Source organism: Streptomyces sp. NPDC104202 (assembly GCF_055584185.1).
In genome coordinates this window covers 124,632-130,804 of record NZ_JBVJMN010000015.1, presented here as the reverse complement: position 1 = coordinate 130,804, position 6,173 = coordinate 124,632, and the positions used below count along the sequence as shown (strand labels likewise).

Genomic DNA, 6,173 nt, shown 5'->3' with positions numbered 1-6,173 from the left:
TAAGGGGGGGTTTTTGGGGTGGGGGTTCGGGTGTGTTTTCTTCCGTGAGGAGGGGCGCCCCCCGGCCGGGGGGCGCCCCTCCTCACGTCGGTGCGGTCAGTGACCGGCGGTGTGGCTCGCCTCGCCCGACGGCTCGGCGCCGTGCTCGCCCTCGCCCTCGCCTGCGGCGTGCTCCGCGTCGCCGGAGGGGGAGGCCGAGGCGGACGGCGTGGCGCCCGGCGGGGCCGGGACGACGCTCGGGCCGAAGTCCTTGAAGTAGCTGGTCGCCGGGACGACGAAGGCGTTCAGGCTCACCTCGCCGGTCTTGCTCAGCTTGAAGACGACCTTCTGGGCGTTGCCGTTGCGGGCCTCGGCCAGACCGTTCTCGACGACGGCGGAGGCGTTGCCCTCGCCGCCGATGACGACCGAGCCGAGCGCCGGGACGGTGATCGGGCCGGCGCCCTCGGCCGCCTTGAGCTTCACGGTGCCGAGGGTGCCCGGCAGGGTGATCGACTCGATGACCTGCGGCAGGTTGCCGTTGTTGAAGACGGTGGCCGAGACCACGGCCGGGCCCTTGACGCCGACCTCGGGCTGGGTGATCACCAGCGCGTTCTGGATCTTGACGTCGTCCACGGTGACGGCGGCGTTGTCCGGCCGCACTTCCAGCGTCTGCGCGTTGTTGCCGGCACCACAGGCGGACAGCCCGGCGACGGAGAGAACGATGGCGGTGGCGGCGAGGGCGCCGCGTCGAAGGCTGCGGCTCACGGCGGCGGCATCTCCTAGGACGTACGGACGGGCTTGGGAACTAAGGAACAACTAAAGGTGTGTCAGCGCGCTTAGGTTACCGAGCCGCACTCTCCGTCCCGCACCCGACCCGCCCCTAACCGACCACGGCCGTCTCCGGCGGTCCCCGGGACGGCCGTCCCGGCCGGCCTCCCCGAGCGGCCCCGCCGCCGCCCCGGCCGTCGGCTGACATGGCCGGATCACGACCCATTGACCTGTTGTTCACATATCCGCCTTGATCAATTCGAGGGCCGCCGCGCATTCCCGGAGACGCGGATCCGGAAAACCCCGGAGCCGCGTCGACTGATCAATTACGGAATCGCGCGTGGATGCATCCGTACGGGTGGACGATCCTCGAACGGAGTACGCGAAGAAGGGCACTCCGAACCAGACAAATCGGGACATCGAGCCTGCCTCGAGCGGCCCGGGGTAGGTGTAACGTGCGCGTTTCTCTCTGTCCGCACAGCGGCTCCGACCTGCGAATACCGCCTTCCGGAAGCCCTCCGCAGCACGATCGACTCATCGTTGTCAAGCCCCGAGATATGCCCTGACCTGCGAAAACGCCATTCAGAAGAAGCCGAATCCGTGTTACCCTGGATAGCCACGGAAGGGGTACCTGTCACATGACGTTCAAGGTTGGCGACACCGTGGTCTATCCCCATCACGGGGCCGCGCTGATCGAGGCCATCGAAACTCGCCAGATCAAAGGCGTGGACAAGACCTACTTGGTGCTCAAGGTCGCGCAGGGCGACCTGACTGTCCGCGTGCCCGCGGACAACGCGGAGTTCGTCGGAGTCCGCGATGTGGTCGGTCAGGACGGGCTGGACCGGGTCTTCGAGGTGCTGCGTGCGCCGTACGCCGAAGAGCCGACGAACTGGTCCCGTCGCTACAAGGCAAATCTCGAGAAGCTCGCCTCCGGCGATGTCATCAAGGTCGCCGAAGTAGTCCGCGACCTGTGGCGGCGCGAGCGTGAGCGCGGGCTGTCCGCAGGCGAGAAGCGCATGCTCGCCAAGGCTCGCCAGATCCTGGTGAGCGAGCTCGCCCTCGCGGAGAACACGAACGAGGACAAGGCCGAGGCTCTCCTCGACGAGGTCCTCGCGTCCTGAGCGTGCTCAGGCCAGGTCCGAGGACTCCGTCCGACGACCCGCCCGAGTGCGCCGCCGAGTAAAGCGATGCCGCGGCGCCCGCTGGCGTGCTGTGATCCACACAGTGCCGTCTCCGGGCGCTGCGGCATGTTCGCGTACGAACGCGGAGCGTACGCACGGCCGTACACACACGGACACCATAAACGGGCACGTGTGTGCGCCGCCGAGAATAAGAACCCGCACCCCCTGAAACGTCCGAACCCCTGTGCCCGGGCGGCCACGCCTCGACCGTCGTCACGGAAAGGGCCCGGTCAAGGCGGAGCGTCCGGCACGGTGAGGCCATACCCATGTCGGCCGCGGAAACAAACCTGCCGGAGTGCAACCGATGTCAGACGAAGCGCGTCCTTCTCGTACCGCTGTGGTGATCCCGGCGGCCGGACGGGGCGTACGCCTCGGCCCGGGCGCCCCCAAGGCGCTGCGCGCGCTGAACGGCACCCCCATGCTCATCCACGCCGTCCGCGCGATGGCCGCCTCCCGCGCGGTCTCGCTGGTCGTCGTGGTCGCCCCCTCCGACGGCGCCGCCGAGGTCAAGAACCTCCTCGACGCCCACGCCCTGCCCGAGCGGACCGACTACCTCGTCGTGCCCGGCGGCGACACCCGCCAGGAGTCCGTCCACCTCGGCCTCCAGGCGCTCCCCGAGGGCGTCACCACCGTCCTCGTCCACGACGCCGCCCGCCCCCTCGTCCCCGTCGACACCGTGGACGCGGTCATCGAGGCCGTCCGGGACGGGGCCGTCGCCGTCGTCCCCGCGCTGCCCGTGGCCGACACCGTGAAGGAGGTCGAGCCGGCCGAGCAGGCCGGCGACCCCGAGCAGGTCGTCGCCACCCCGGTCCGCGCCCGCCTCCGCGCCGTCCAGACCCCGCAGGGCTTCGACCACGACACGCTGGTCAACGCCCACGCCACGATCGCCCTCACCGGCGAGGGCGCCACCGACGACGCCGGTATGGTCGAGCGGCTCGGCGCGCCCGTCGTCGTCGTGCCCGGCCACGAGGAGGCCTTCAAGGTGACCCGCCCCCTCGACCTCGTCCTCGCCGAGGCCGTACTCGCCCGCAGGAGGGCCAACGATGGCTTCTGAACCGATGATCCTTCCCCGTACCGGCATCGGCACCGACGTGCACGCCTTCGAGGAGGGCCGCGAACTCTGGTGCGCCGGCCTGCTCTGGGAGCCCGCCGACAGCGGCGGGTTCGGGCTCGCCGGCCACTCGGACGGTGACGTCGCCGCCCACGCCGCCTGCGACGCGCTCTTCTCCGCCGCCGGAGTCGGCGACCTCGGCGCCCACTTCGGCACCTCCCGCCCGGAGTGGTCCGGCGCCTCCGGCGTCACCCTCCTCGCCGAGGCCGCCCGGATCGTCCGCGCCGAGGGGTTCGAGATCGGCAACATCGCCGTCCAGGTCATCGGCGTCCGCCCCAAGGTCGGCAAGCGCCGCGACGAGGCGCAGAAGGCCCTGGGCGCGGCGGCCGGCGCCCCCGTGTCCGTCTCCGGCACCACCACCGACGGGCTCGGCCTCACCGGCCGCGCCGAGGGCCTCGCCGCGATCGCGACCGCCCTCGTCTACCCGACGGAAGCCCGCTAGCGCCCGAACGGGCGTGCACCGGCCGGGGCGTACGCCGGCGGCCGGCGCCCGCCCGCCGTCGGCGCGGTGACCCCGGCGGTGGCGGACGGTCGCCAGTCCGGGGCCTCGGCCGACGGGCGGGATGACCGATTGCCACCGGTACCGGTGAAAAACGTCATCGGCGATCGCGAACTGGTCGCGGGGCACTACCACACGCCCACTACCCTGGAGTGGTGACTATTCGCCTGTACGACACCGCAGCCCGGCAGATCCGTGACTTCACCCCGCTCACACCGGGCTGCGTCTCGATCTACCTCTGTGGCGCCACCGTGCAGGCGGCCCCGCACATCGGGCACATCCGCTCGGGGCTGAACTTCGACATCATGCGCCGCTGGTTCGCGTACCGCGGCTACGACGTCACGTTCATCCGCAACGTCACCGACATCGACGACAAGATCATCAGGAAGGGCGCCGAGCAGGGCCGCCCCTGGTGGTCCATCGGCTACGAGAACGAGCGCGCGTTCAACTCCGGTTACGAGGCGCTCGGCTGCCTCCCGCCGACCTACGAGCCGCGCGCCACCGGTCACGTCCCCGAGATGATCGAGATGATGCGCGGCCTCATCGAGCGCGGCCACGCGTACGAGGCGGACGGCAGCGTCTACTTCGACGTGCGCTCCTTCCCGGGCTACCTGGAGCTGTCCAACCAGGACATCGACGACCTCCGTCAGCCCGACGAGGGCGTCGCCGGCAAGCGCGACCCCCGCGACTTCGCCATGTGGAAGTCGACCAAGCCGGGCGAGCCCGACTGGGAGACCCCGTGGGGCCGCGGCCGCCCCGGCTGGCACCTGGAGTGCTCGGCCATGGCGCACAAGTACCTCGGCTCCGCCTTCGACATCCACGGCGGCGGCCTCGACCTGATCTTCCCGCACCACGAGAACGAGATCGCCCAGGCCAAGGCCTTCGGCGACGAGTTCGCGCAGTACTGGGTGCACAACGCCTGGGTCACCATGAGCGGCGAGAAGATGTCGAAGTCGCTCGGCAACAGCGTGCTGGTGTCCGAGATGGTGAAGAACTGGCGCCCGATCGTCCTGCGCTACTACCTGGGCACCCCGCACTACCGGTCGATGATCGAGTACAGCGAGGAGTCCCTGCGCGAGGCCGAGTCGGCGTTCGCCCGCATCGAGGGCTTCGTCCAGCGCGCCACCGAGAAGGCCGGGGTGCCCGTCGCCCCCGCCGCCGAGGTGCCGCCGGCCTTCGCCGAGGCCATGGACGACGACCTGGGCGTGCCGCACGCGCTCGCGATCATCCACACCACCGTCCGCCAGGGCAACAGCGCCCTCGCCGCGGACGACAAGGACGAGGCCATCGCCCGCCTCGCCGAGGTCCGCGCCATGCTCGGCGTCCTCGGCCTTGACCCGCTCGACCCGCACTGGGCCGAGGAGACCGGTGGCGGCGAAGAGCTCCACGGCGTCGTCGACACCCTCGTGCGGCTCGTGCTCCAGCAGCGCGAGTCGGCCCGTGAGCGCAAGGACTGGGGGACGGCGGACGCGATCCGCGACCAGCTCACCCAGTCCGGCCTCGCCATCGAGGACAGCCCCGACGGCCCCCGCTGGACGCTGGGCAACCGTTAGAAGACGTGCCGCTCGGGCCTCCGGGCGGCACACTTCAGTTACAGACCTTACGTACGCACCACCGAGGATGAGAGTAGTCATGGCCGGGAACAGCCAGCGCAGGAACCGTCGCACGTCCAACAAGAAGGGTGCGACGATCGGCAGCGGTGGCCAGCGGCGCAAGGGCCTCGAAGGCAAGGGGCCGACGCCCAAGGCCGAGAACCGCAAGGGCCACAAGGCCTTCCGCGTCTCCAACGCGATCGCCCGGAACGCCGCCAAGCGCAAGCCCGTCGCGCGCCGCGGCGGCAAGGGCCAGTCCGAGATGGTCGTCGGCCGCAACCCGGTCTTCGAGGCCCTGCGCGACGGCGTGCCCGCCACGACCCTGTACGTGCAGCAGTTCATCGACAACGACGAGCGCGTGCGCGAGGCCCTGAACCTCGCCACCGGCCGCGGCAACATCAACATCATGGAGGCGCCGCGCCCCGAGCTCGACCGGATGACGAACGGCCTCAACCACCAGGGCCTCGTCCTCCAGGTCCCGCCGTACGAGTACGCGCACCCCGAGGACCTCGCCGCGACCGCGTACGACCACAACGAGGACCCGCTGATCGTCGCCCTCGACGGCGTCACCGACCCGCGGAACCTCGGCGCCGTCGTCCGCTCCGTCTCCGCCTTCGGCGGCCACGGCGTCGTCGTCCCCGAGCGCCGCGCCGCCGGCATGACCGCCGGTGCCTGGAAGACCTCGGCCGGCACCGCCGCCCGGACCCCGGTCGCCCGCGCCACCAACCTGACGCGCTGCCTGGAGGCGTACCAGAAGGCCGGCATCACCGTCGTCGGCCTCGCCGCCGACGGCGACCGCGAGGTCCACGAGCTGGAGGAGCTGGGCGGCCCGGTCGTCGTCGTCGTCGGCTCCGAGGGCAAGGGCCTGTCCCGTCTGGTCGGCGAGACCTGCGACTTCCTCGTCCGCATCCCGATGCCGGGCGGCGCCGAGTCGCTCAACGCCGGTGTCGCCGCCGGCGTCGTGCTCTACGAGGCCGCCCGCCGCCGCATGGGCTGACCCCTCACCCGGTGCGTCCCGGCCCCGGCCATGGCGTGATCTTGAC

General features: G+C 71.1%; 6 protein-coding genes. 5 read left to right on the top strand and 1 reads right to left on the bottom strand.

The annotated features are described in order from the left end of the window. Nucleotides 1-96: 96 nt before the first annotated feature. The gene (locus tag ACZ60W_RS13375; protein ID WP_469755451.1) at nucleotides 97-744 is read right to left on the bottom strand and encodes a DUF461 domain-containing protein; all 648 of its coding nucleotides are present in this window, start codon (nucleotides 742-744) and stop codon (nucleotides 97-99) included. Between the two features lie 641 nt (nucleotides 745-1,385). Here ACZ60W_RS13375 and ACZ60W_RS13370 point away from each other — a divergent pair. The 5 genes from ACZ60W_RS13370 to rlmB all read left to right on the top strand — a co-directional run bounded on the left by ACZ60W_RS13370 (nucleotide 1,386) and on the right by rlmB (nucleotide 6,127). Continuing rightward, entirely contained in the window at nucleotides 1,386-1,868 is a 483-nt protein-coding gene (locus tag ACZ60W_RS13370) for a CarD family transcriptional regulator (protein ID WP_003953493.1), read from the top strand. Nucleotides 1,869-2,232: 364 nt separating this feature from the next. Beyond that, nucleotides 2,233-2,982, top strand: coding sequence for a 2-C-methyl-D-erythritol 4-phosphate cytidylyltransferase (gene ispD / locus ACZ60W_RS13365; protein ID WP_469755450.1), 750 nt, complete (start codon nucleotides 2,233-2,235; stop codon nucleotides 2,980-2,982). Further along, nucleotides 2,972-3,481 (top strand): 2-C-methyl-D-erythritol 2,4-cyclodiphosphate synthase, encoded by a 510-nt coding sequence (gene ispF, locus ACZ60W_RS13360; protein ID WP_469755449.1) that lies wholly within the window; start codon nucleotides 2,972-2,974, stop codon nucleotides 3,479-3,481. The genes ispD and ispF overlap by 11 nt, the downstream gene beginning before the upstream one ends. A 212-nt stretch (nucleotides 3,482-3,693) precedes the next feature. Then, entirely contained in the window at nucleotides 3,694-5,091 is a 1,398-nt protein-coding gene (cysS, locus tag ACZ60W_RS13355; protein ID WP_469755448.1) for a cysteine--tRNA ligase, read from the top strand. A gap of 79 nt (nucleotides 5,092-5,170) precedes the next feature. Then, complete coding sequence (gene rlmB / locus ACZ60W_RS13350) at nucleotides 5,171-6,127, top strand: 23S rRNA (guanosine(2251)-2'-O)-methyltransferase RlmB (protein ID WP_469755447.1); 957 nt, start codon at nucleotides 5,171-5,173, stop codon at nucleotides 6,125-6,127. The last annotated feature ends 46 nt before the right edge of the window (nucleotides 6,128-6,173 follow it).

Coding starts and splice junctions, on each gene's coding strand:
- ACZ60W_RS13370 (WP_003953493.1), top strand. CDS start 1,386: ATGACGTTCAAGGTTGGCGACACCGTGGTCTATCCCCATCACGGGGCC.
- ispD (WP_469755450.1), top strand. CDS start 2,233: ATGTCAGACGAAGCGCGTCCTTCTCGTACCGCTGTGGTGATCCCGGCG.
- ispF (WP_469755449.1), top strand. CDS start 2,972: ATGGCTTCTGAACCGATGATCCTTCCCCGTACCGGCATCGGCACCGAC.
- rlmB (WP_469755447.1), top strand. CDS start 5,171: ATGGCCGGGAACAGCCAGCGCAGGAACCGTCGCACGTCCAACAAGAAG.